This is a genomic window from Pseudomonas sp. 102515 (assembly GCF_031085165.1).
Lineage (GTDB): Bacteria > Pseudomonadota > Gammaproteobacteria > Pseudomonadales > Pseudomonadaceae > Chryseomonas.
This window is the reverse complement of record NZ_JAVHTY010000001.1, coordinates 110,715-132,368: the sequence shown is the minus strand read 5'-3', so window position 1 is coordinate 132,368 and position 21,654 is coordinate 110,715. Positions and strand designations below refer to the sequence as shown.

The 21,654-nt window shown below is 67.6% G+C and carries 18 protein-coding genes; 13 read left to right on the top strand and 5 right to left on the bottom strand.

Translation table 11 applies throughout. The features are described 5' to 3' along the window. The 5 genes from RCF34_RS00610 to RCF34_RS00590 form a co-directional block, all read right to left on the bottom strand. On the bottom strand, positions 1-1,374 hold the full coding sequence (locus RCF34_RS00610; protein WP_308706410.1) for a diaminobutyrate--2-oxoglutarate transaminase: 1,374 nt from the start codon (positions 1,372-1,374) through the stop codon (positions 1-3). 340 nt (positions 1,375-1,714) lie between these two features. Next, the gene (locus tag RCF34_RS00605) at positions 1,715-4,111 is read right to left on the bottom strand and encodes a TonB-dependent receptor (protein ID WP_308706409.1); all 2,397 of its coding nucleotides are present in this window, start codon (positions 4,109-4,111) and stop codon (positions 1,715-1,717) included. Between the two features lie 70 nt (positions 4,112-4,181). After that, on the bottom strand, positions 4,182-5,126 hold the full coding sequence (locus RCF34_RS00600) for a FecR domain-containing protein (protein ID WP_374941152.1): 945 nt from the start codon (positions 5,124-5,126) through the stop codon (positions 4,182-4,184). Beyond that, positions 5,123-5,635, bottom strand: coding sequence for a sigma-70 family RNA polymerase sigma factor (locus RCF34_RS00595; RefSeq protein WP_308706407.1), 513 nt, complete (start codon positions 5,633-5,635; stop codon positions 5,123-5,125). Before RCF34_RS00595 ends, RCF34_RS00600 begins: the two co-directional genes overlap by 4 nt. Before the next feature lie 129 nt (positions 5,636-5,764). Beyond that, a complete protein-coding gene (locus tag RCF34_RS00590; protein WP_308706406.1) occupies positions 5,765-6,694 on the bottom strand; it encodes a LysR family transcriptional regulator in 930 nt (309 codons plus the stop codon). Between the two features lie 380 nt (positions 6,695-7,074). On the opposite strand from RCF34_RS00590, the gene RCF34_RS00585 reads away from it, so the two are divergent. From RCF34_RS00585 to gabT, 13 genes are all read left to right on the top strand, one after another. After that, positions 7,075-8,595, top strand: a complete 1,521-nt coding sequence (locus RCF34_RS00585) for an amino acid ABC transporter permease/ATP-binding protein (protein ID WP_308706405.1) — start codon at positions 7,075-7,077, stop codon at positions 8,593-8,595. Between the two features lie 29 nt (positions 8,596-8,624). Further along, positions 8,625-9,497, top strand: a complete 873-nt coding sequence (locus tag RCF34_RS00580; protein WP_308706404.1) for a phytanoyl-CoA dioxygenase family protein — start codon at positions 8,625-8,627, stop codon at positions 9,495-9,497. Between the two features lie 29 nt (positions 9,498-9,526). Beyond that, positions 9,527-10,366, top strand: a complete 840-nt coding sequence (locus RCF34_RS00575; protein WP_308706403.1) for an ABC transporter substrate-binding protein — start codon at positions 9,527-9,529, stop codon at positions 10,364-10,366. An 18-nt stretch (positions 10,367-10,384) separates the two neighbouring features. Continuing rightward, positions 10,385-11,116: a class II aldolase and adducin N-terminal domain-containing protein gene (locus tag RCF34_RS00570; RefSeq protein WP_308706402.1), complete on the top strand. Its 732-nt coding sequence runs from the start codon at positions 10,385-10,387 to the stop codon at positions 11,114-11,116. Positions 11,117-11,196: 80 nt separating this feature from the next. Further along, positions 11,197-12,489, top strand: coding sequence for an NAD(P)/FAD-dependent oxidoreductase (locus RCF34_RS00565; protein WP_308706401.1), 1,293 nt, complete (start codon positions 11,197-11,199; stop codon positions 12,487-12,489). 29 nt (positions 12,490-12,518) lie between these two features. Further along, positions 12,519-12,935 (top strand): RidA family protein, encoded by a 417-nt coding sequence (locus tag RCF34_RS00560; RefSeq protein ID WP_187979237.1) that lies wholly within the window; start codon positions 12,519-12,521, stop codon positions 12,933-12,935. 9 nt (positions 12,936-12,944) lie between these two features. Next, positions 12,945-13,622 (top strand): DUF1028 domain-containing protein, encoded by a 678-nt coding sequence (locus RCF34_RS00555; protein WP_308706400.1) that lies wholly within the window; start codon positions 12,945-12,947, stop codon positions 13,620-13,622. Beyond that, positions 13,619-14,770 carry an acetylornithine deacetylase gene (argE, locus tag RCF34_RS00550; RefSeq protein WP_308706399.1) on the top strand — a complete coding sequence of 384 codons (1,152 nt, stop codon included), beginning with the start codon at positions 13,619-13,621 and terminating at the stop codon, positions 14,768-14,770. The genes RCF34_RS00555 and argE overlap by 4 nt, the downstream gene beginning before the upstream one ends. Before the next feature lie 177 nt (positions 14,771-14,947). Continuing rightward, positions 14,948-15,559 carry a glutathione S-transferase gene (locus tag RCF34_RS00545; protein WP_308706398.1) on the top strand — a complete coding sequence of 204 codons (612 nt, stop codon included), beginning with the start codon at positions 14,948-14,950 and terminating at the stop codon, positions 15,557-15,559. A gap of 31 nt (positions 15,560-15,590) precedes the next feature. Then, positions 15,591-17,618, top strand: a complete 2,028-nt coding sequence (locus RCF34_RS00540; RefSeq protein WP_308706397.1) for a pyridoxamine 5'-phosphate oxidase family protein — start codon at positions 15,591-15,593, stop codon at positions 17,616-17,618. A 76-nt stretch (positions 17,619-17,694) separates the two neighbouring features. Further along, positions 17,695-18,606, top strand: a complete 912-nt coding sequence (locus RCF34_RS00535) for a LysR family transcriptional regulator (RefSeq protein ID WP_308706396.1) — start codon at positions 17,695-17,697, stop codon at positions 18,604-18,606. 132 nt (positions 18,607-18,738) lie between these two features. After that, positions 18,739-20,202, top strand: coding sequence for an NAD-dependent succinate-semialdehyde dehydrogenase (locus RCF34_RS00530; protein WP_308706395.1), 1,464 nt, complete (start codon positions 18,739-18,741; stop codon positions 20,200-20,202). A 143-nt stretch (positions 20,203-20,345) separates the two neighbouring features. Beyond that, positions 20,346-21,635, top strand: a complete 1,290-nt coding sequence (gabT, locus tag RCF34_RS00525; RefSeq protein WP_308706394.1) for a 4-aminobutyrate--2-oxoglutarate transaminase — start codon at positions 20,346-20,348, stop codon at positions 21,633-21,635. The last annotated feature ends 19 nt before the right edge of the window (positions 21,636-21,654 follow it).

Below are 21,654 nucleotides of genomic sequence, written 5' to 3'. Positions count from 1 at the left end.
TCAGCCACGGGGCTCGGCCAGCGCCGCCACGAGGGCGGCCTCCAGGCGTTCGAGCAGTACCAGGCAGTGGCTTTCCTGCAGGATCAACGGCGGCAGCAGCCGCACCACGTTGCCGTCCCGTCCGCCGCGTTCGAGCAGCAGCCCCTGGGCGAAACAGTGGCGCTGGATGGCGGCGGCCAGATCCGGATCGGCCGGCAGGCTGCCGAGCGCATCCGGCTCGCCGCGCGGATCGACGATCTCCAGGCCCAGCATCAGGCCCAGGCCACGGACATTGCCGATGGCGGGGAAACGCTCGCGCAGCCGTTCCAGATGTCGCTTGAGCCAGCCGCCGAGTTGGGCGGCATGGCTGACCAGACCCTCGCGCTCTATCACCTCCAGGGTGGCGAGCCCTGTCGCCATGGCCAGCTGATTGCCGCGAAAGGTTCCGGTATGGCCACCGGGCTCCCAGGCATCGAACTCGCGGCGAATCGCCAGCAGCGCCAGCGGCAGGCCGCCGCCCACCGCCTTGGACAGCACCAGGATGTCCGGCTCGATGCCGGCATGCTGGCAGGCGAACAGCGCGCCGGTACGGCCGAAGCCGGTCTGGACCTCGTCGACGATGAGCAGGATGCCGTGCTCCCGGGTGACCCGGCGCAGGGTCCGCAGCCAGGCCACCGGTGCCGGGTTGACGCCGCCCTCCCCCTGCACCGCCTCGACGATCACCGCCGCCGGCCGGCAGACACCACTTTCCACGTCGCCGAAGAAGCGTTCCAGATAGCGCGCCAGGGCCTCGGTGCCCCGTTCGCCGCCCAGTCCCAGCGGGCAGCGGTATTCGTGGGGATAGGGCAGGAACTGCACCCCGGGCATCAATCCCGCCACGCCCTGCTTGGGCGCGAGATTGCCGGTCACCGCCAGGGCGCCGTGGGTCATGCCGTGGTAGCCCCCGGAAAAGGCGACCACGTTGCTGCGTCCGGTGACCTTCTTGGCCAGCTTCAGCGCCGCTTCGACCGCATCGGCGCCGGACGGCCCGCAGAATTGCAGGCAGTGGTCTTCTGCCCGACCCGGCAGCAGGCCCAGCAGGCGTTCGCTGAAGGCGTCCTTGAGCGGCGTGGTGAGATCCAGGCTGTGCATGGGCAGGCCGCTGCCGAGAAAAGCGGTGATGGCTGCGGTGACCGCCGGATGGTTGTGCCCCAGGGCCAGGGTGCCGGCTCCGGCCAGGCAATCCAGGTAGGTCTTGCCTTCGACGTCGGTCACCCAGACGCCGGCGGCCTTGGCGATGGCCAGCGGCAGCTTGCGCGGATAGCTGCGGACCTTGGATTCGAAGCGCGCCTGGCGAGCGAGAAAGAAGGCGTTGTCGGGTACGGCGGTATCACGACTGAGGGATGGTTGAAGCATGGCGTCAGACCTCGGGACGTTTATCTTCGGTAACGATAATAAGTTTCATTCGCATACTTCAACCGCTATTCCCACCAATAACCCAGTCTTTGAACTCGCCCAACTTTCACCAATGTGCGGGCGACAAGAACCCCGGACTCACTGTGGTCCGTTTTGGAACTAGCTTGGTAATGAGCTTGATAAGGATCTTGTTTCAGCTATATCCGCATAACACTCCTGTCGATGAATAACGGACTTCAACCAAATAACGCGGCAGTGTTCCGCCCGTAATTAACTGCCGGTAAAACCTGCCGCTGCGCAGGACCGCACGAGCCTTGCGCAGCGGCGGGCCCCGGCGGCGTCAGAACGCCAGGGTGGTGGAGAAGACGAAGGTCCGCGGCGTGGAGATCGTCAGGCCGGGTTCGCTGTCGTCGGAGGCGCCGGCGGAGGCCCAGTAGCGCTCGTTCATCACGTTCTCCACCGAGGCCCGCAGGGTCACGCGGGTGGCGTCGACCTTGAAGGCGTAGCGCGCGCCCACGTCGAAGCGGTGCCAGGCGTCGATTTCCTTGCTGTTGGCCTGGTCCAGGTACTGGGAGCTGGTGTAGATCCCCCGGCCGGTCAGGGTCAGGCCCGGCACCGCCGGGATGTCCACTTCGGCACCGAGGTTGGCATTGAGCCGGGGCGTGGCCGGGGCGCGATTGCCGTCGAAGGTGCCACCCAAGGTGTCCCTGAGTTCACTGTCGATGTACATCAGGCCGCCGAGCACGCGGAAGCCGGGCAGCGGCTCGCCGAACACGCTCAGTTCCGCCCCGTCGTTGACCCGCTTGCCGTTGGGACCGAAGGTACGGCTGCTGGCGTTGGTCTCGTAGGCTGGCTGCTTGATGCGGAAGGCACTCGCGGTCACCGCCACGGCGCCGAAGTCGTACTTGGCGCCCACCTCCGCCTGGCGGCTGATGAAGGGCGGGAAGATCTCATCCTCGTTCACCGCCGTGGACGGCGCGATCTTGCCCTGGCTGAGGCCTTCCATGTAGTTGGCATAGAGCGACAGCCGCTCGGTGGCCTTGAACAGCACCCCCGCCGAGGGCGAGACCTTTTCCTCGTCGTAGGCGGTGGGTTGCTTCACGCCGTCGGACCAGTCGTCCACCTTGACCCGCTGCCAGCGGGCGCCGAGGGTGACCAGCAGGCGGTCGTCGAAGAAACCTAGGGTGTCGGCCAGGGCCACGCCGCTGAAGCGGTTCTCGGTATAGTCCTTGGCATCGGACCGGGTGCGCACGCCCGGCGCGGGCAGGTCGCGGGGCGCATAGAGGTTGCTCGTCCCGCTGGCGTAGCGCCCGCCACCGTTTTCGAAGTCCATGTAGAAGTAGTCGGCACTGACATTGAGCTCGTGGCTGACCGGCCCGGTCTGCAGCCATTTGCGCGCGCCCACGTTGGCGGTGCGGACGTTTTCGTCGCGGGTGAAGTCGCGCGGCTGGACGGTGAAATCGCCAGCGTCGTTGGTGAGGGACACATTGTGGCGTAGGAAATCGTGATCGCTGCGGCGCGCGCCCACGGCGCCGTAGACCATCAGCGAATCGTCGACGTCGAATTCGCCACGCAGGGCGCCAAAGGTGTCCTTGGTCTGGGCGCGGGTCCAGCGCTGAGCATAGTTGTGGCGCACATCGTCGGCATCGGGCACCCGGGCATTGGCGCCGACCAGCACCCGCTCCTGGGGCGCATCGGTGTCGCGCTCGGTGTGGCCGAGATCGAGGCCCAGGCGCAGGCGTTCCACGCGATAGTCCAGACCGAGCACGCCCATCTGCCGGTCGACGTGCTGGTGATCCCAGGTGGTGTCGCCGGATTGCTTGACGCCGTTGAAGCGCATCCCGAAGCGATTGTCCTCGCCGAAGCGACGGCCGATGTCCACGGCGCCGCCCACCTGGCTGTCGGAGGCATAGCTGCCGGTGATTTCGGTGATGGGCTGGTCGGTGGCGCGCTTGGGCACCACGTTGATGCCCCCGCCGACGCTGCCGCGAGGCGAGATGCCGTTGAGCAACTGGCTCGGCCCCTTGAGGATGTCGACCCGCTCGGCCATCTCCATGTCGATGGAATAGGTCGGCAGCACGCCATAGAGCCCGTTGTAGGCGACGTCGCTGTTGAACAGGCTGAAACCGCGGATGGTGAACTGCTCGAAGCGACCACCCGACGGATTGGTGGAGCGCACCGAGGGATCGCTGGCGATCAGGTCGGTAAGGGTGCGGGCCTGGAGATTCTGGACGGTCTGGGCGGTGTAGGAGGTCTGGCTGAAGGGTGTGTCCATGAAGTCGCGATTGCCCAGCAGTCCCTGGGAGCCTTGCCGCGCGACCTGGCCGCCGGCGTAGGGCGTGTCATCCGCCTGCAGACTGGTGGCGACGATGGAGGTGCTGGCCAGCTCCTGGACGCCGCTGTCCTGCGGCGCGGGCGCCAGGGTGAAATCGCGCTCCCCCAGCGGTTGCAGCCGCAGCCCCGAGCCGGCCAGCAGGCGGCTGAAGCCCTCCTCCACGCCATAGTCGCCGTTGAGGCCAGCGCTGCTGCGCTTGCCCACCAGCCCCGGATCCACCGCCAGATTGACGCCGGATTCCGCGGCGAAGCGCGTCAGCGCCCGGGCGAGACTGCCGGCGGGAATCTCGTAATGCCGGCGGGCGGCCTCCTGGGCCCAGGCAGAACCCGCCCACCAGGGAGTACCACTCAACGCCACCAGCAAGCCCGTGCGCAGCAACGGACGCAATACCAACGCCACCATCGAATCCCCCTCCTTTGATTGTCCTATGCCGTTAATGACCGACGAGTACGGAAAAGGGGACAGGCTTTTTTCAGGCGGCGACCGAGCGGGGTTTCAGGGTCACCCAGAAGCGGGTACGCCAGTGCAGCTCCACCGGCAGCGTCGCGGCCAGCAGCGCGAGTACCCGGTCGGTATCGGCGAGCTGGAAGCTGCCGGTGACCCTGAGGTTGGCCACCGCGGGGTCCCAACGCAGCAGGCCAGGACGATAGCGACTGAATTGCTGCAGGAATTCGCCCAGTGGCTGGTCCTGGGCGATCAGCACGCCCTGGCGCCAGCTCAGCAGCGTCGCGGAAAACGGCTCGATGGCACCGATCCCCAGGGCACTGAGGCGCAATTGCTGGCCCTTGCCCAGTTCCAGCCCCGGGCCGCTCAGCGGTCGCACCCCCACGCTACCGCTGACCACGCGCACGTCGCACCCTTCATCGTCCTGCTGCACGCAGACCTCGGCCTGGTGCACCGTCAGGACGCCGAAACGGGTATCGAGGGTCAACACCTCCGCGCCAGGAACGCGCAGCGAGATCTCACCCTGCACGAGGGTCAGCCGTCGCCGGGCCTGATCCAGGTTCACGGCGGTCGCGGTATTGAGCTGCAGCAGGCTACCGTCGGCCAGGGTCAGGCTGCGGCGTTCGCCGGTCGCGGTGCCGAGATCGGCGCTCCAGGCGTCCAGCGGCAATTCCTGGGTCAGCCACCACCCCGTCGGTACCAACAGCGCCAGACCGAGCAACTGACGCAAGGCGGTACGGCGGCCGCGATCGGCCGGTTGCAGACTGGCCATGGCCAGTCGCGACGGCACCGCGGCGAAGCGTTGCTGCAGCGCCAAGGCCGCCTGCCAGGCCCGCTCGTGCTCGGCATCGGCCTGACGCCACGCCTGCAGCTGCTGGTGTTCGCGCTCGCCAGCCGCGCCGGATTCCAGCAGCGCCAGCCAGCCCGCGGCCTCGCGGATCGCGGTCCGGCGCCGGTCCTGGGCGCTGTTCAGCACAGCTCCGCCAGCAGGCAATGCTCATAGGCCTGCGCCATGTATCTCTTGATGGTGCGCTCGGAGACCTGCAAGCGCTCGGCGATCTCGCGGTAGGTGAGGTCTTCGAGCTGGCTGAGCAGGAAGGCATGGCGCACCGTGGCGGGCAGGCCGTCGAGCAGCTCATCGAGGGCCTGCAGGGTTTCCAGCAGTACCCAGCGTTGCTCGGGCGATGGCGCGCAGGCTTCGGGCAGCTCGGCCAGGGCGTCGAGATAAGCCTGCTCCAGGCTGCGCCGGCGCTGGAAATTGATCAGCAGGCGCTTGCCGATGGTCACCAGATACGCCCGTGGCTCCTGCAGTTCGCCCAGCACCTCGGGGTTGCGCAGCAGCCGCAGGAAGGCCTCCTGACTGAGATCGGCCGCATCCCATTCGCTGGCCAGGCGCCGCCGCAACCAGGCCTGTAGCCAGCCGCTGTGTTCGCAATAGAGCCGATGAAGATGGCGTGAGGATGCGAGAGCCATGTCACTCATGACGGGTGCTGCCTGCTCGATGATGCTTAGATGATATTGATTCTACTTTACATCGAGCATCGGCGACCAGCCCGCGGCCGTCTATCCCTGCCCTTTCGCCCAGAAGATGGGTAAGGGCCAGCACGGCTTTCAGCCTCGCGGGCTGTCTGCCGGCACCGGCGACAGATCGACACTCCGGCAATAGTCCATGAACAGCCGCGTCGCCTTGGTCGGCTCGTTGTTGCGCAGGTAGGCCATGATGAAGGTCGAGGCCGGCATGTCGTCGTGGATGTTGACCTGGGCCAGGCGCTTGCCGTCGTAGGTCATGTCGGTGGTCGGTCGGGTGACCAGTACGGAAAAGCCCAGCCCCTGCCCCACCATGCAGCGCACCATCTCGATGGAGGGGGAGCTGTAGGCCACCGTGGGGTGGTAGCCCTTCTCCTTGAAGATGTCGATGAAGTAGTTACGGCTGGGCACCACGTCCAGCAGGATCATCGGCTCGCGACTCAGCTCCTTGAGCGTCACCGCCTTCTTGCCAGCCAGGGGGTGGGCGATGGGCAACAGGGCGTAGGGCTTGTGCGGTGCATTGAGCTTTTCCTTGGTGATGGAATCGCCCAGTTCCAGATCGTAGAGAAACACCAGGTCGAAGCGTCCCCGGTGCACCCCGTGCATCAGCTCGTGCTGCTCGCCATCGTGCAGCTGGATGGTGATCTCGGGATAGAGCCGCTTGAAGCCGGCGACCAGCTTGGGCAGGTAGAGCGGCGCGGCGGACTCGAAACAGCCGATGGCCACGGTACCCGAGACCATCTCGTTTTCCGCCTTGGCGTTCTGTTCCAGCTCCTGGGACAGCCGCAACAGTTCCTTGGCCTTTTCGTAGAGTCGGCGGCCGCTGGCAGTGAGGGAAACGCCCTGGGCGTGATGGCGGATAAACAACTTCTGCTCGAAACTTTCTTCGAGATTCTTGATGGCGACGGAAATCGACGGCTGGGATATATGCAGTTGTCGCGCCGCCTCGACGATGCTGTCTTCCTCGACCACCGCGACGAAATAACGAAGTTGCCTGAGCGTAAAGTGGGTCACGGATCGCCTATAGGAAAAACCTGTGCAGAGCTAGCCTTTGCATAGCCTTTTACCCTTGAAGCGAAAGCTGTGCCAGGCAGCCTGCGCCTGTCGTCGACAGCCATCAAGCCTTTGAAAATCCAGTGGATCCCCGCTGCACCCCTATTGCGCCAGTGCACCAAAATCCTGCACTGCGGCCTGTTATGGCGGCACTTTGCCCCTTATGAGGGCATATGGAAAAAGTCCTCCAGCAGCCGCCGTACCTGTATAGCAAAGTCCTATACAAAGGCCCGTAATTTGTTAATTGACGATAAGCCCGTTGATTGCCAATTCTGTAATTGCAGTGACCGGACAGCCCTCTTCGCAGATGTCCTTCCAATGAATGGCGACAGGTTTTGACGATGACTTTCGACTGGAACTACATGTTCGGCCTTATCGGCGACACTCAATTCTGGCTGGCAACCTGGACCGTCATCAAACTCAGCACCCTCACCTGGGTCATCAGCATCGCCCTGGGCTTCTTCATCGCCCTGGCCAAACAGTCCCGGCTACCGGCGCTGAGCTTGCCGGCGCGAGGCTACATCTGGTTCTTTCGCAGCGTACCGCTGCTGGTGCTGCTGATCTTCATCTACAACCTGCCACAGGCACTGCCGGCCACCTCGGTGGTACTCGCGGATCCCTTCTGGGCCGGCCTGATCGGCCTGGTCATCAGCGAGACGGCCTATGTCGCCGAGATCCACCGCGGTGGTTTGCTGTCGATTCCCAAGGGCCAGGGCGAAGCGGCGCGGGCGCTGGGATTGCGCTTTCTCGGCACCCAGTGGCGCATCGTCATTCCCCAGGCCCTGCGCGTGGCGCTGCCCTCGCTGGCCAACGAATACATCTCCATCGTCAAGCTCAGCTCCCTGGTGTCGGTGATCTCCCTCACCGAGATCCTGATGGTCGGCCAGCGCCTCTATTCGCAGAATTTCCTGGTCATGGAGACCATGGTGGCGGTGGCCTTCTACTACGTGCTGATCGTCACCCTGTTCGACTTCCTGCTCAAACGCCTGGAGCGCTTCCTCGACGTCACCCAGCGCAAGGTGGTGCGGACCCCCGACGCCCAGGTGCTGGCCCTCGCCACCCAGGCGTCGGCCGCCAGCGCCAGGCCGCAGTGGGACGCCAACACTCCCGCGCTGCAAGCGGCGCGCCTGCACAAGGCCTACAACGACGTCGAGGTGCTGGGCTCGGTCAACCTGCGCATCCAGCCCGGCGAGGTGGTTTCGGTGATCGGCCCGTCAGGCTCGGGCAAGACCACCCTGATCCGCCTGCTCAACGGCCTGGAGCAACTGGACAACGGCGAGATCCGCATCAACGGCCAGCCCTTCATCCACCTCCGCAAGGACGGCGCCCAGAAGCCGCGCTTCATCGAGCACAGCGAGCATCGCCTGGACATCGGCATGGTGTTCCAGAGCTTCAACCTCTTCCCTCACCTCACGGTGCTGGACAACCTGCTGCTCGCGCCGCGCTATCACCGCCTCGATACCCCCGCGGCACTCAGGCAGCAGGCCTACGCCCTGCTCCACAAGGTCGGGATGCTCGATCACACCTGGAAGTATCCGCACCAGCTGTCCGGCGGCCAGCAGCAGCGCGTGGCCATCGCCCGGGCGCTGATGATGCGGCCGCAGATCATGCTGTTCGACGAGCCCACCTCGGCGCTCGACCCGGAGAAGGTCAACGAGGTGCTGCAGGTGATCGAGGCCCTGGCCCAGGAGGGCATCACCATGGTGATCGTCACCCACGAGATGAACTTCGCCTTCAAGGTCTCGGACCGCATCGTGTTCATGGAAAAGGGCCGCGTGGTCTGCGACGACGCGCCCCAGGTACTGCGTAACGGCCAGCATCCCCGCGTCGAGGCCTTTCTCAAGGACGTGTCCCTGGCTTGACCCCACCCCTTGGCTTCTGGAGAACCCCTATGATCGAGCAAGCGCAACTGGACCGGTTTCACCGCGACGGCTACCTGGTGGTCGAGAACCTGCTGACGGCCGAGGAGATCGCCGCCCTGCAGGCCGATTTCGACAACTGGGTCGAGGACAGCCGCAGCCACGCCGAGGCCTGGGGCGAGACCCAGGACGGCCGCGCCCGTTTCGACGTGGAACTGGATCACCGGCCCGATCACCCGTCCCTGCGCCGGGTCAGCTCGCCCACCGAGGTTTCCGCGGCCTATCGCCAGGTCGCCTTCACTTCGCGGATGGCCCAGGTCGCGGCTCGGCTCATCGGTGGCAACGGCACCCGCTTCCACCACAGCAAGATCAATTCGAAGCTGCCGCACACCGCCACCCAGGTGAAGTGGCACCAGGATTTTCTCTTCACGCCCCACAGCAACGATGACGTGGTCACCGCGCTGCTGATGGTGAGCGAGGTGACCCCGGAGAACGGCCCTCTCACCGTCATCCCCGGCAGCCACCGGGGCCCGCTCTGGTCGCACTGGCAGGACGGGCGCTTCACCGGTGCGGTCGACGACAGCGTGGTGGCCGAACACTGCCGCGAGCCCGTGGCCTGCTTCGGCCCGGCCGGCTCGGTGTGCTTCATGCACACCCGGCTGCTGCACGCCTCCAGCCCCAACCAGACCGAGCTGCCGCGCACCCTGTTCATCAGCGTCTACGCCGCCGAGGACGCCCTGCCCTTCGGCGAGAACCCGCTGCCCAGCGAGCACGCCGGGCTGCTGGTGGCCGGCCAGGAAAGCGGGCTGGTGCGCAGCGTGGCCAACAGCGTGCGGCTGCCGCAGAAACCGCGCGGCGCTTCCTTCTTCGTCCAGCAGGCCGGGCTCGACCAGGCTGCCGTTTGATCTTTCCCACCCCCTCAAGGAGCACCGCCATGCAAAGATTCAGCAGCGCCTCGATTCGAATCCTCTCCACCGCCGTACTGGGCGCCAGCCTGGTGCTGGTCTCCGGCCTGGCCTCGGCCGGCTTCCTGCAGCCGGGCAAGCTGGTCGCCGGTTCTGACCTGACCTTCTTCCCCTACGAATACGTGCAGGACAACAAGCCGGCAGGCTTCGACATCGAATTCGTCGAAGGCCTGGGCAAGCTCATGGGGCGCACCGTGGAAACGCTGGACACCCGTTTCCCCAACCTCATCACCGGGCTGCAGGGCGGGCGCTTCGACATCACCAACTCCTCGATGTACATCACCGCGGACCGCCTCAAGGTGATCGACATGATCCCCTACCTGAAGAGTGGCGAGTCGATCATCGCGCTCAAGGGCAGCAGCTATCAGCCCAAGAAGCCGGAAGACTTCTGCGGCCACAAGATCGGCTCCATGGGCGCCACCTCCTGGCTGCAGCAGCTGCACAAGCTCTCCGACGAGTACTGCGTGAAGAACGGCCTCCAGCCGATCGCCGTGAGCGAATACGGCACCGATCCCCAGACCACCCAGGCACTGCTGTCCAAGGCCGTGGAGGCGCAGATCACCGACGCGGCCGTTGCTCGCGGGCTGGTGGAGAAGCTCGGCAATCGCGTGGTGATCTCCTCGGATACCCTGATCTACCCGGTGCTCAACGGTTTCGGCGTGAAGAAGGGCAACGACGCGGTCAAGACCGCCCTGGTGGATGCGCTCAAGCAATACAGCGCCACGCCGGAGTACGCCGCCCTGCTGAAGAAGTACAACTTCCAGGCGCCCACCAAGGCGGACATCGCCGCCCTGATGCCCAAGCCCTGAGCCTACGGAGTCACGACCATGGCACTCTCCCACGAGGAACGGTTGCGCATCGATCTGGCGGCGACCTTTCGCGTCATCGCCCACCTTGGCATGCACGAAGCCGTCGCCAACCACTTCAGCGCCGCCGTTTCCGCCGACGGCAAGCGCTTCCTGATCAATCCCAAGTGGAAGCATTTCTCGCGCATCCGCGCCAGTGATCTGCTGCTACTCGATGCGGACGATCCGCAAGGCGCCGCGCGGCCCGAGGTGGACAGCACGGCCTGGTCGATCCACGGGCAGATCCACCGCCGGCTGCCGGAGGCCCGGGTGGTGCTGCACCTGCACCCGGTCTACACCACGGCGGTGGCCTGCCTGGCCAAGCCCGAGGTGCCGCCCATCGACCAGAACACCGCCCGCTACTTCAATCGCCTGGCGGTGGACGAACGCTATGGCGGCATGGCCGACACCGAGGCCGAGGGTGCGCGCCTGGCCGGATTGCTGGATGGCAAGCAGCGGCTGCTGATGGGCAATCATGGCGTCATGGTGATCGCCCCCACCATCGGCCAGGCCTTCGACGACATCTGGACCCTGGAGCGCGCCTGCCAGATCCTGGTCACCGCCTGGTCCACCGGCCAGCCGCTCAAGGTGTTGCCCGCCGATATCGCCGAAAAGACCGCCCGCGCCTGGGAAGGCATCACCGACTTTTCCGAGCAGCACTTCGCCGAGATGAAAGAACTGATGATCCAGCAGGACCCCTCCGTGCTGGATTGATCGCCGCGGAGCCTGCGCGCTCCGCCTTCCTACTGCTTAGATGACGGCCGCACCCCGCCGCGCGGCCGAAGGGTACCCTCATGTCCACATTACCGACCACGATCGACACCCTGGTGATAGGCGCTGGCCAAGCCGGCGTCGCCATGAGCGAGCACCTGGGACGGCTCGGCATCGAGCACCTGGTGCTGGAAAAGCACCGTATCGCCGAAGCCTGGCGCACCGGCCGCTGGGATTCCCTGGTGGCCAACGGCCCGGCCTGGCACGACCGCTTCCCCGGGCTGGAATTTCAGACGGCGCCGGATGGCTTTCCTGGCAAGGACGAGATCGCCACCTACTTCGAGACCTATGCCCGGCAGATCGGCGCGCCCATCCGCACCGGCGTCGCCGTCACCCGGGTGACCCGCCAGGCCGGCCAGGCTGGCTTTCTGGTGGAAACCTCCGCAGGCAGCCTGAACGCCCAGCGGGTCGTGGTGGCCACCGGCCCCTTCCAGAAACCGGTCATCCCGGCCATCGCACCAACGGACGAGAGCCTCTACCAGATCCACTCCGCCCATTACTTCAATCCGCAGCAACTGCCCGAGGGCGCGGTGCTGGTGGTGGGCGCCGGCTCCTCCGGGGTGCAGATCGCCGAGGAATTGCTGCGCGCCGGCAAGCGCGTCTATCTCTCCGTCGGCCCTCATGACCGGCCGCCGCGGGCCTATCGCGGCCGCGACTTCTGCTGGTGGCTGGGCGTGCTCGGCCTATGGGACACCGAGACCATGCAGCCGGGCCGCGAGCACGTGACCATCGCCGTGAGCGGCGCCCGGGGCGGCCATACCGTGGACTTCCGCCGCCTGGCCCAGGCCGGCATGACCCTGGTGGGCCTCACCGACGCCTTCGTCGACGGGGTGGTGCGCTTCCGCCCGGACCTCAACCAGAATCTCGACGCCGGCGACGCCAACTACCTGGCCCTGCTCGACGCCGCCGACGCCTATGCCGCCCGCCACGGACTGGACCTGCCGGAAGAACCCGCGGCCCGCGAGCGAGTGGCGGACGCCACCTGTATCCGCGAACCGCTCAATGAACTGGACCTGCAAGCCGCGGGCGTCAGCTCGGTGATCTGGGCCACCGGCTATGCCACCGACTTCAGCTGGCTGCAGGTGGACACCTTCGGCGACAACGGCAAGCCCAGGCACCAGCGCGGTGTCGGCGCCGAGCCGGGTATCTACTTCGTCGGTCTGCCCTGGCTCAGTCGTCGTGGCTCGGCCTTCATCTGGGGCTGCTGGCACGACGCCCGCCACGTGGCCGACCAGATCGCCATCCAGCGCCGCTACCAGGACTACCGTCCCAGCGAAACCGCCGGCGCGCCGATCCAGCACTCGCGCAGCGCCTGACGCCCTTATCGAGACCCGGAGACTCCCGCATGGCCACCCCGACCCACACCCGTATCCGCATGTTCAACACCAAGGACACCTACCCCAACCAGACCCTGGACAACGACCTCTGCCAGGCCGTGCGCGCTGGCAACACCGTCTATGTACGCGGTCAGGTCGGCACCGATTTCGACGGCAAGCTGGTCGGGCTGGGCGATCCCCGCGCCCAGGCCGAGCAGGCGATGAAGAACGTCAAGCAACTGCTGGAAGAAGCCGGCAGCGACCTCAGCCACATCGTCAAGACCACCACCTACCTGATCGATCCGCGCTATCGCGAGCCGGTGTACCAGGAGGTGGGCAAGTGGCTCAAGGGCGTCTTCCCCATCTCCACCGGCCTGGTGGTGGCAGCCCTGGGCCAGCCCCAGTGGCTGATGGAAATCGATGTCATCGCCGTGATCCCCGACTGAGGCCCTGCCATGACCTTTTCCCTTACCGCCCGCTGCGCCGAGACCGGTCAGTTCGGCATCGCCATCAGTTCATCGAGCATCGCCGTGGGCGCCCGCTGCCCCTGGCTGCAACCCGGTGTCGGCGCGGTCAGCTCGCAGAACATCACCCTGCCCGCCCTGGGGCCGCGCACCCTGGACGGACTCGCCCAGGACCTCGCACCCGAGGCAGCCCTGGTCCGGAGCCTGGCAGGCGATGGCTATGCGGATTATCGCCAGGTGACCGTCATCGATGCCCAGGGCCGCAGCGCCCACCACAGCGGTGCCCACACCCTGGGCGTGCACCAGGCCCGCAGCGGCCGGGACTGCGTGGGCGCCGGCAACATGCTGGCGAGCCCCAGGGTGGTGGATGCACTGGTGGAACACTTCGAAGGCAGCCAGGGCGCCCTCGCCGAGCGCCTGCTGCTGGCCATGCAGGCGGCGATGGCCGCCGGTGGCGAGGCCGGCCCGGTGCATTCGGCGGCGCTGCTGGTGGTGGGCGACGCCAGCTGGCCCATCGTCGATCTGCGTGTCGACTGGGCCGAGACGGACCCCGTCGGCGAGTTGGCGGCGCTGTGGCGCGCCTATGAACCCCAGTTGCAGGACTATCTCGACCGCGCGGTGCGCCCGGATCTCGCCCCCGGCTACGGCGTCCCGGGAGACGACCGATGAGCGCCAGCCGGGAGTTGCTGGCGCGGCTGGTGGCCTTCGACACCACCAGTCGCGAATCCAATCTGGCGCTGATCGACTTCGTCGCCGGCTACCTGGAGGGCTTCGGCGTACCCTACGAGCTGATCCACAATGGCGAAGGCACCAAGGCCAATCTGTTCGCCACCCTGGGACCGGCGGACGTGCCGGGCATCGTGCTCTCGGGGCATACCGACGTGGTGCCGGTGGACGGCCAGGCCTGGACCCGTCCCGCTTTCGTCCTCAGCGAAAGCGACGGCAAGCTCTACGGTCGCGGCACCGCCGACATGAAGGGCTTTCTGGCCTGCCTGCTGGCGCTGGTCCCCGCGGCCAGTCGCGCACCCCTGCGCCGCCCGCTGCACCTGGCCTTGTCCTATGACGAGGAAGTCGGCTGCCTGGGGGTCCGCAGCCTGCTCGACCAGCTGGTCCAGCGCCCGGTCAAGCCGCTGCTGTGCCTGATCGGCGAGCCTACGGAGCTCAAGCCCGTGCTCGGCCACAAGGGCAAGGTGGCCATGCGCTGCCAGGTGCACGGCACGGCCTGTCATTCGGCCTATGCGCCCCAGGGCGTCAATGCCGTCGAATACGCCGCGCGCCTGATCGTCGAACTCGGCCGGCTCGGCGAGGCGCTCAAGGCAGTGGAAGGTCAGGACGCACGCTTCGATCCGCCCTTCTCCACGGTGCAGACCGGCCTGATCAATGGCGGCCAGGCGCTGAACATCGTGCCCCAGGACTGCACCTTCGATTTCGAGATTCGCGCCCTGCCCGCCCAGGACCCCTACCAGGTGATCCATCAGCTGCAGGCCCATGCCGAAGCGGCATTGCTACCGGCCATGCGCGCCCTCAGCGGCCAGAGCGCCATCCGCTTCACCGAGCTGTCGAGCTATCCCGGCCTGGATACCGCCGTCGAAAGCGAGGCGGCCGACTGGGTCGCGCAGTTCTGTGGCTCCCGCGAATTCGGCACGGTGGCCTTCGGTACCGAAGGGGGGCTGTTCGCTGCGGCCGGCATTCCCACCGTGGTCTGCGGCCCCGGCAGCATGGCCCAGGGCCACAAGCCCGATGAATTCATCAGCCAGGCGCAGCTGGAGGGCTGCGATGCCATGCTGGGACGGGTGTTGGCCTTCGCCTGCCGCTAGGTCCTGTACGAAAGGTGCCTGCGCTTGGTGATGCTTCGTACAGGAGCTGGCTCGATCATTCCATTTTGCGGAATGCTGAACTGACCAGAAGACCCATTCCCTCGAAAGCGCGTTGATCCCAAGCTGGTAGCACCTATCGGGACCACCCTCGGCCCGATGCCTGCCAGGAGTCGGATCATGAAGCTCTATCACACCCCGCTGTCCGGTCATGCCCATCGCGCCGTGCTCTTCGCCTCGCTGCTGGGGCTGGACGTCGAATTGATCGACATCGATATTCCGGGCGGCGCCAATCGCACGCCGGAATTCCTCGCCCTCAATCCCTTCGGCCAGGTGCCGGTGCTGGAGGACGGCACGACGGCGGTCGCCGATGCCAATGCCATCCTCGTCTACCTGGCGAAAAAGGCCGGTCGCCGCGACTGGCTGCCGGAAGATCCGCTTGGCGCGGCGGCGGTGCAGCGCTGGCTGTCGGTGGCCGCCGGAGAGCTGGCCTATGGCCCGGCGGCGGCGCGCCTGATCACGGTGTTCGGCGCCCGCCTGAATCCCGAAGAGGTCATCGCCCGAGCCCATGTCCTGCTCGAACGTCTGGAAGCGCACCTGGCCACACGAGAGTGGTTGGCCGCCGATCATCCGACCATCGCCGACATCGCCCTCTACAGCTACCTGGCCGGAGCGCCGGAAGGCAATGTGGAGCTGGCGCCCTATGCGGCTGTGCGCGCCTTCCTGCAGCGGGTGGAGGCCATGCCCGGCTTCGTGCCCTTCCCCCGCACCGCTGCCGGCCTCCGGGCCTGATCGCACCTTCACCCTACTGGAGGCCAAGGTCATGCACGAGCCCCTACCCACCTGGCACGCCGGGGAAACCCTCATCCAGGAACGCCTGGGCGTCCGTGAGCGCCTGGAGGCCCTGGGGCCGCGGGTGATCCGGCCGTTCATGCCCGACCAGCATCGCCAGTTCTTCGCCCAGCTGCCCTTCGTGGTACTGGGCAGCGTGGATGCCGCAGGGGACGCCTGGGCGACTATCCTGGAAGGCCAGCCGGGCTTTCTCGCCTCGCCCACCCCCACCACCCTCGACCTCGCCGCCCGCCCCGCCAGCGAGGACCCAGCGGCGCCCGGACTGGGCGCAGGCGCTGCCGTGGGCCTGCTGGGCATCGAGTGGCACACGCGCCGCCGCAATCGCATGAACGGCATCCTCAGCCCCACGGCCCAGGGGCTGCGCGTGACGGTGGACCAGAGCTTCGGCAACTGCCCGCGCTATATCCAGCTGCGCGACCTGAGCTTCGCCCACGAACCGGGCGCCGCCCTGGCCGTGCCATCGGAGCACCCCACCAGCCTGGACGCGGCGGCCCGCGCGCTCATCGCCGGCGCCGATGCCTTTTTCGTCGCCTCCTATGCCGACCCGCAGGGCCAGCGACGGGTCGATGTCTCCCACCGGGGAGGCAAGCCGGGCTTCGTCCGGGTGGATGCCGAGGGCCTGCTGACCATTCCCGACTTCAACGGCAATCTGTTCTTCAACACCCTGGGCAATGTCATCGCCAATGGCCGGGCCGGACTGCTGTTCGTGGACCTTGAGCACGGCGATCTGCTACAGCTGAGCGGCACCGCCGAGGTGCTGTTCGACTCGCCCGAAATCGCCGCCTTCGAGGGCGCCGAACGCCTCTGGACCTTTCGCCCCCAGCGTATCGTCCGGCGCCGTAGTGCCCTGGCGCTGCGCTGGCAGGCGCAGCCCGGCGGCGAGTCGGACAGCAGTCGGCTGACCGGCAGCTGGGCGGACGCCGAGCGGCGCCTGCAAGCCAGTCCCCAGGTTCGGCGCTGGCGTCCGCTGCGCATCGCCCGCATCGTCCAGGAAAGCGCCACCATCCGCTCTTTCCACCTGGAGCCCCTGGACGGTGCCGCCTTGCCGCCCTATCAAGCCGGTCAATTCCTGCCGCTCCGGGTGACACCCGAAGCGGGGCAGCCCTCCCTGGTGCGAACCTATACCCTGACCTCCCTCCCCGCCGACGGCCATTACCGCATCAGCGTCAAGCGCGACGGTCTGGTCTCGCGGCTGCTGCACGATCGGCTGCGCGAAGGCGACCTGATCGAGGCCCGGGCGCCCGCCGGCGACTTCACCCTGGCGGTCTCGGCGGCGCGCCCCCTGGTGTTCCTGGCCGCCGGGATCGGTATCACTCCGTTGCTGGCCATGCTGCGCCAGGCGGTCCATCAGGGTCGGCGGCCAGTCACGCTGTTCTATGGCGCCCGGACCCAGGCGGAACGGGCCTTCGACCGGGAGCTGAGCGAGCTGATGGCTAGGGCTCCGGAAACGCTACGGGTGATCAGGGTGCTGAGCGATCCCGCTGCAGCCCTTCCCGGGGTGGACTATGACGTCGCCGGGCGCATCGACATGGCGCTGCTGGGCCGCCATCTGCCCTTCGGTGACTATGACTTCTACCTCTGCGGTCCCACGGCCTTTACCCAGGGCCTCTATGATGGCCTGCGCGGTTTTGGCATTGAGGATGGCCGTATCCATGCCGAGGCCTTCGGTCCGGCCGGACGGGTGCGCAGCGGTGCGGCGACGGCGGCGACCGTACGGCCTGCCGCGGCCACCAAGGCCGTCCGGGTGCGCTTCGCGGCGTCCGGCCAGGAAGCGCAGTGGACGCCCGCCTCCGGCAGCCTGCTGGAGCTGGCCGAGGCCCAGGGCCTGGAGCCCGCCTTCAGCTGTCGCGAGGGGCACTGTGGCAGCTGTCGCACGGGGCTGCTCCAGGGCGCGGTCACCTATGCCAAAGAACCCGCCGCGGCGGTCGCCGTCGACCAGGCCCTGCTCTGTTGCGCGCGGCCCGCCGCCGGGTCCGTACCGCTGGAACTGGATCTCTAGGCTAGCCTGTCTGGCCGGGTCGACTACCATGGGCGTCTTGCCGGGCCGCTCCGGCGCCCTGAGGAAGACCCCGCAGATGGATCGTTGGCAGGCGATGCGCGTATTCGTGAAGGTGGCCGAGACCGAGAGTTTCGCCCGCGCCGCCCGGGATCTGCACCTGAGTGCCCCGGCGGTGACCCGCCTGGTGGCGGGCCTGGAAGCGCTGGTCGGCGCCCGCTTGCTGGTGCGCACCACCCGCTCGGTGAAACCCACCGAGGCCGGTGCGCGCTATCTGCAGGATTGCCGGCGCATCCTGGGGGAGATCGCCGAGGCGGAACTGGCCGCGGCGGGACACCAGGCCCGGCCCTCGGGTACCCTGGCCGTCACCGCGCCCATGCTGTTCGGCCAGCTGCACGTACTGCCGCTGGCGCTGGCCTTTCTCGCCCGTTATCCGGACATGCGCGTGCGTACCCTGTTCGTCGACCGCCAGGTGAATCTGCTGGACGAAGGCATGGATGTCGCCCTGCGCATCGGCCAGTTGCCGGACTCGGGCCTGACCGCCATCCAGGTCGGCCAGATGCGGCGAGTGGTCTGCGCGGCGCCGGGCTACCTGGAGGCCCAGGGCATCCCCGTCACTCCTGCCGCGCTCAAGGAGCACCGCATCCTTGCCTGCCAGGGCGCCTGGGCCTCGCCGGAATGGCGCTTCGCCCGCGGGCAGCGGGTGGTGGTGGATCCGCTGCTGTTGTGCAATACCAACGAAGCCGCCATCGCCGCCGCCAAGGCGGGGCACGGCCTGACCCGGGTGCCGCACTACCAGATCGCCCCGGCGCTGGCCGAGGGCAGTCTGCGGATCGTGCTGGAAGACCATGAAGAGGCGCCGCTGCCGGTGCACCTGGTCTATCCCCAGGGTCGCCAGGCGGCGGCCAAGGTCAGGGCCTTCGTCGAGCTGGCGGTGGCCGCGCTGCGCGGTGATCCGCTGTTTGGCGAACCGCCTCGCGCAGCGGACTGAGAGGTCACCGCAGAAACTGCGGCCAGGCCGCGGCGAACGCGTTTCCTCGCCCTTTCGGGCGCGACAATTCAGCATTGGTGGCCGCCGCCGCTCCCTAGACTCAGGGACTGACCTGCCACTGGGAGCGCCACCATGCCGCTGCACCGCGATCTGCGGGATCCCCGCCTGTTCAAAGCCTCAGCCTATGTCGACGGCCACTGGATAGCCGCCGACAACGGCGCTACCTTTGCCGTGGACAACCCCGCCACCGGCGAGACCCTCGCCCGGGTCGTGGCCCTGGAAGCCGCGGAAACCGCCCGAGCCATCGCTGCGGCGGAGTCGGCCTGGCCGGCCTGGCGCGAGCGTCCGGCAGCCGAGCGCGCGGCCCTGCTGGAGCGCTGGCACGCGCTGATTCTGGAGCATCAGGAAGACCTGGCCCTGCTGATGACCCTGGAACAGGGCAAGCCGCTGGCCGAGGCCCGTGGCGAGATCGCCTATGGCGCCAGCTTCGTCAAATGGTTCGCCGAGGAAGCCCGGCGCAGCTTTGGCGACATCCTGCCCGCCCCCGCCCGGGATCGCCGGGTGCTGGTACTGCGGCAACCGGTAGGGGTCGCGGCCGCCATCACCCCCTGGAATTTCCCCAACGCCATGATCACCCGCAAGGCCGCGCCGGCGCTCGCCGCCGGCTGCCCGGTGGTGATCAAGCCCTCGGATCTCACCCCGCTGTCCGCCCTGGCGCTGGCCGAACTGGCCGATCGCGCCGGCTTTCCGCCCGGGGTCTTCAACGTACTCACCGGGATGCCCGCCGGCATCGGCGGCGAGCTGACCGGCAATCCGGCGGTGCGCAAGCTGTCGTTCACCGGCTCCACGCGCATCGGTCAGCTGCTGCTGGCGCAGTGCGCGGCCACGGTGAAGCGCACCAGCATGGAACTGGGCGGCAACGCGCCCTTCATCGTCTTCGACGACGCCGACCTGGACCTGGCCGTCGCCGGGGTGCTGCAGAGCAAATTCCGCAACGCCGGCCAGACCTGCGTTTGTGCCAACCGCATCCTGGTGCAGGACGGCATCCACGACCGTTTCGCCGAGCGGCTGGCCGCCGAGGTGGCCAGGTTCAAGGTGGGCAATGGCCTGGAGACCGGCGTGACCCTCGGCCCCCTGATCAATCGCCTGGCGGTCGACAAGGTGGCGCGCCATGTCGACGACGCCCTGACCCAGGGCGCCAAGGCACTGTTCGGCGGCTTGCCCAGCGGCCGCAACCAGTTCGTCGCGCCCACGGTGCTCACCGGTGCCACGGCGGACATGCTGCTGGCCCGCGAGGAGACCTTCGGTCCGGTGGCGCCGCTGTTCCGCTTCCGCGACGAAGCCGAGGCGCTGGCGTTGGCCAATGCCACGCCCTATGGGCTGGGGGCCTACTACTACACCCAGGACCTGCGCCGCGCCTGGCGCGTCGGCGAGCAGCTGGAATTCGGCATGGTGGCCCTCAACACGGGCACCCTGTCGATGGAGGTCGCGCCCTTTGGCGGCGTGAAGCAATCCGGCCTGGGCCGCGAAGGCTCGCACCTGGGGCTGGACGAGTACCTCGAGGTCAAGGCCTGGCACCTCGGCGGGCTCGACTGAAACCCATAGGCGGCAGGCAACCGAAAATGCCGCCGCCCCTGACCAAAACAGCCGATCACGATGCCCGGGCCGGCAACTTCAGCGTTACCGACCCCGCGGCCTGCGTAGGCTGGAACTCTCGCCCCTGCCTGGAGTATCGCTGCATGAATTCCGCTGCCAAAGCCACCGACCGCCTGCTGGGTCTTCGCGAACAAGGCGTGCCCCGCGGCATCATCACCGCCCATCCCGTCGTGGTGGCCCGCGCCCAGGGCAGCGAAGTCTGGGACGTGGACGGTCGCCGCTACCTCGATTTCGTCGGCGGCATCGGCGTGCTCAACGTCGGTCACAACCACCCACGGGTGGTGGAGGCCGTACGCCGCCAGGTCGGCGAGATCTCCCACGCCAGCTTCCAGGTGATGGCCTACGAGCCCTACCTGGAGCTGGCCAGCCGTCTCAACACCCTCATCGGCGGCGGTGAAGCCTACAAGACGCTACTGCTGACCTCCGGTGCCGAAGCCGTGGAAAATGCCATCAAGATCGCCCGCGCTCACACCAAACGGCCCGGGGTGGTCGCCTTTCGCGGCGGCTTCCATGGCCGCACCCTGCTCGGCGTGACCCTCACCGGCTTCGCCCAGCCCTACAAGCAGAACTTCGGCCCCTTCCCCGGTGACATCTACCACGCGCCCTACCCCGACGCCTTCCGCGGCGTGGATACCCAGCAGGCCCTGGCCGGCTTGCGCGACGTCTTCGCCACCCAGATCGCACCCGACCAGGTGGCCGCCATTCTGATCGAACCGGTGCAGGGCGACGGCGGCTTCCGCCCGGCGCCGGTGGAATTCCTCCAGGCGCTGCGCGCCCTCTGCGACCAGCACGGCATCGCGCTGATCGCCGACGAGATCCAGACCGGCTTCGGCCGGACCGGCAGCCTCTTCGCCTTCCAGCAGACCGGCGTCCAGCCCGATCTGGTGACGGTGGCCAAGAGCCTGGCCGGCGGCCTGCCGCTCTCCGGGGTGGTCGGTCGCGCCGCCATCATGGACGCGCCCCTGCCCGGCGGCCTCGGCGGCACCTATGGCGGCAACGCCCTGGCCTGCGCCGCGGCCCTGGCGGTGCTGGACGTGTTCGCGGAGGAGGACCTAGTCGCCCGTGGCGTCGCCCTCGGCGAGCAGCTGCGCAGCGGTCTGCTCGAGCTGCAGCGGCGGCATCCACGCATCGGCGAGGTGCGCGGCCGCGGCTTCATGCTGGCGGTGGAAATGGTCGGCGCCGATGGCTACAGTCCGGACGCCGTCCTCGCCCAGCAGGTCATCGACGGCGCCCGCCAGGCGGGCCTGCTGGTGATCAAGTGCGGTGTCGAACGCAATGTCATCCGCTTCCTGGCGCCCCTGGTGACCACCGAGGCACAACTGGCCGAAGCCTTGCACATGTTCGGCCAGGCCCTCGCCCAGGCAGGTGCCTGAGGTCGAACGTAACGCCGCC